The 2,837-nt window shown below is 72.8% G+C and carries 3 protein-coding genes; all 3 read right to left on the reverse strand.

Annotated elements, in window-relative coordinates:
- Nucleotides 1–105: 105 nt before the first annotated feature.
- Nucleotides 106–1,266: a pseudouridine synthase gene (locus ABZ371_RS31215; RefSeq protein ID WP_358686006.1), complete on the reverse strand. Its 1,161-nt coding sequence runs from the start codon at nucleotides 1,264–1,266 to the stop codon at nucleotides 106–108.
- Nucleotides 1,266–1,916: an SMC-Scp complex subunit ScpB gene (scpB, locus tag ABZ371_RS31220; protein ID WP_358686008.1), complete on the reverse strand. Its 651-nt coding sequence runs from the start codon at nucleotides 1,914–1,916 to the stop codon at nucleotides 1,266–1,268. The genes ABZ371_RS31215 and scpB overlap by 1 nt, the downstream gene beginning before the upstream one ends.
- The coding region (locus ABZ371_RS31225; RefSeq protein WP_358686011.1) for a ScpA family protein at nucleotides 1,913–2,837 on the reverse strand (925 nt) is incomplete at its 5' end. The genes ABZ371_RS31225 and scpB, both read right to left, overlap by 4 nt.

Here is a 2,837-nt window from a genome sequence, read left to right on the forward strand (position 1 = left end):
CCGGTCCCGCCTGGAGGAGTTCGCCGCCGCGCACGGCCCGGTGGCCGGCATCCTGGCGGCGGACGAACCAGGAACCGGCCGCGGGCCGTTCGGTGCCGGTGGGGCCTACAGGCCGACCTCGCGCATCAGCATGCCGACCTCGGTGTTGGTCAGGCGGCGCAGCCAGCCGGACTTCTGGTCACCCAGCGGGATCGGGCCGAACGAGGTGCGCACGAGCCGCTCGACCGGGAAGCCGGCCTCGGCCAGCATCCGGCGGACGATGTGCTTGCGGCCCTCGTGGAGGGTCACCTCGACCAGGTAGTTCTTGCCGGTGTTCTCGACGACCCGGAAGTGGTCGGCGCGGGCGTAGCCGTCCTCCAGCTGGATGCCGTCCTTGAGCCGCTTGCCGAGGTCCCGCGGGAGCGGTCCCTGGATGGCGGCCAGGTAGGTCTTCTTCACGCCGTACTTGGGGTGCGTCAGACGGTGGGCCAGCTCACCGTGGTTGGTGAGCAGGATGATGCCCTCGGTCTCGGTGTCGAGCCGGCCGACGTGGAAGAGCCGGGTCTCGCGGTTGTTGACGTAGTCACCGAGGTTCTGGCGGCCGTCCGGGTCACCCATGGTGGAGACGACACCGGCCGGCTTGTTCAGCGCGAAGAACAGGTAGGACTGGGTCGCGACCGTGAGGCCGTCGACCTTGATCTCGTCCTTCTGCGGGTCGACGCGCTTGCCCTGCTCGAGGACGATCTCGCCGTTCACCTCGACGCGGGCCTGCTCGATCAGCTCCTCGCACGCCCGGCGCGAACCCATGCCGGCGCGGGCGAGGATCTTCTGCAGCCGCTCGCCCTCCTGCTCGGCGCCCGGGTGCGTCTTCGGCGTGCGGATCTCGGGCTTCTCCGCGTACCGGTCGCGGTTGCGCTGCTCGATCTTGGCGTCGAGCTCGCGCGGGCGGGCGGGGGCGCCCTGGCGCCGGCCGCCCTTGCTCACGTTCTGTGCGGGCTTCGGGCCGCCCTTGGCCCCACCGCGCGCCGCGCTGCCACGGCCCTTGCGGGGGCCGCCGTCGCCGCCGGGCTTGTCGGAGCCCACGTCGTAGCGGCGCTCCTCCGGACGGGGCCGGCGGGGGCGCTGCTCCTGCTTGTCGTCGCGCCCCGCGGAGCGTCCCGCGCCCTGCCCGCCTCCTGCGGCCTTCGGCCGGAAGGAGCCGCCGGAGCCGCCCGAGCCACCCCGGGGGTTCCGGTTGCCGCCGCTCTTGCCGCTGCCGCTTCCGCTGTTGCTGCCACTGCTTCGCATCAAAAATCCGTCTTGTCGTCTGCGTGAGTTTCCGGGGTGTCCGGTGCGTCCGGATCGAACGACGGCACACCCTCTGGCGTCTCAGCCTCGATCGCGTCCGCCTCCGGGAGGAAGGGCGCGAGCTCCGGGAGCTCGTCCAGGCCTCGCAGGCCCATGCGCTCCAGAAAGTAGTTCGTCGTCCTGTACAGGATCGCACCTGTTTCGGGTTCCGCGCCCGCCTCCTCGACCAGACCCCTCTGGAGGAGGGTCCGCATCACGCCGTCGCAGTTCACTCCGCGCACCGCCGAGACCCTCGACCGGCTCACCGGCTGCCGGTAGGCCACCACCGCCAGGGTCTCCAGTGCCGCCTGGGTGAGCCGGGCGTGCCGGCCGTCGAGGACGAAGCCCTCCACGGCCTCCGCGTAGGCGGGGCGGGAGTAGAAGCGCCAGCCCCCGGCGACGAGCCGCAGATCGAATCCGCGGCGCTGGACGGTGTACTCGTCGGCCAGCTCCCGCAGGGCGTCCGCGACGGCCCTGCGGGGCCGTTCCAGCACCTTGGCGAGGTGGTCCTCGGTGGCGGGCTCGTCGACGACCATGAGGACGGCCTCCAGCGCGGGCTTGAGGTCGAGGCCCGCCACCCCGCTCCCGCGCGCTCCTGCGTCGGTACTCATGCGTCCGCGTCCTCCCCTGCCTCGCGCGTCTCCCGGTCGAACTCGTCGGTCACGACCGGCCGCGCCCCTGCGCCGCCGGCCCAGCGTACGAGGAGGTCGCCGAGCGGTTCCTCCTGGTCGAGGGCGACGGCCTTCTCCCGGTAGAGCTCCAGGAGCGCCAGGAAGCGGGCCACGACGGTGAGCGTGTCCGCCGCGTCCGCGGTGAGCGCCCGGAAACTGATCTCGCCCTCCGCGCGCAGCCGCGCCACCACGATCTCCGCCTGCTCGCGCACGCTGACCAGGGGCGCGTGGATGTGGTCGACGTACACCTGCGGTCTCTGCTTCGGCTGCATGGCCTTCACGGCGAGCCGGGCGAAGCCCTCCGGGCCGATGCTGATGACGACCTCGGGCAGCAGCGCGGCGTGCTCGGGTTCCAGCCCCACGGTGCGGGGGTAGCTGCGGGACTCCGCGTCGAGCCGGTCGCTGAGGATCTCCGCGACGCGCTTGTAGGCGCGGTACTGCAGCAGCCGGGCGAACAGCAGGTCGCGCGCCTCCAGGAGGGCGAGGTCGGCCTCGTCCTCCACCTCCGCGGTCGGCAGCAGCCGGGCCGCCTTCAGGTCGAGCAGGGTGGCGGCCACGACGAGGAACTCGGTGGTCTGGTCGAGGTCCCACTCCGCGCCCATGGCCCGGATGTGGGCCATGAACTCGTCGGTGACCCGGGAGAGCGCGACTTCCGTCACGTCGAGTTTGTGCTTGGAGATGAGTTGGAGCAGGAGGTCGAAGGGGCCCTCGAAGTTGACCAGCCGGACGGTGAACCGGCCGCCGCCGGCGGCCTGGGCCGCCTCGGCGGCGCGCGGGGGGCTCCCGGCACCGGGCGGTGGCGGCCCCTCCTGGGCCGTGGGTGCCTCCTGGCGGCCCGCAGGGCCCGCGGGGGGCCGGGAG

The organism is Streptomyces sp. NPDC005899 (assembly GCF_040629645.1).
Classification (GTDB): domain Bacteria; phylum Actinomycetota; class Actinomycetes; order Streptomycetales; family Streptomycetaceae; genus Streptomyces.